The organism is Veillonella parvula, assembly GCF_024461875.1.
Lineage (GTDB): Bacteria > Bacillota > Negativicutes > Veillonellales > Veillonellaceae > Veillonella > Veillonella parvula_I.
Window position 1 is genome coordinate 1 of record NZ_JANGAL010000024.1, and the last position, 372, is coordinate 372.

At 43.0% G+C, this 372-nt stretch carries 1 protein-coding gene; it reads left to right on the forward strand.

The annotated features are described in order from the left end of the window. A partial coding sequence (locus tag NE668_RS09730; protein ID WP_256196765.1) for a hypothetical protein occupies positions 1 to 372 on the forward strand: 372 nt, incomplete at both ends.

A 372-nucleotide genomic window follows, 5' to 3' on the forward strand; every position in this document is an offset into this window, starting at 1 on the left:
CACAGATCAGCCGTGCGCTGCAAAGAAGCACTCAGGCAGAAGAGACGGAGAATCAAAAGTCGGACAGAACCGGAAATGTATCAGATGTTATTTTGGAGATCGATTATTTGTCGCAGAAGGAAATGCAGGATCAATGGCCTGCCGATGAATATAAAAAGCGATATGAAAAATACAGAAATGCCATAGAAGCGACAGAAAACGAGGTGTTATTTTATAATGATACATATGCATGGACACCGTTCCATCAGTCAAATACGGGAATGTCGCGCAGTGCGGAAGAAGTGCTCGGAAGTTCGGAGTTTCCGTATATTAAAGTGAAAGAATGTCCGGCAGATAAAGAATCGGAAGAACAGGTCGGCGTATTTACGTTTT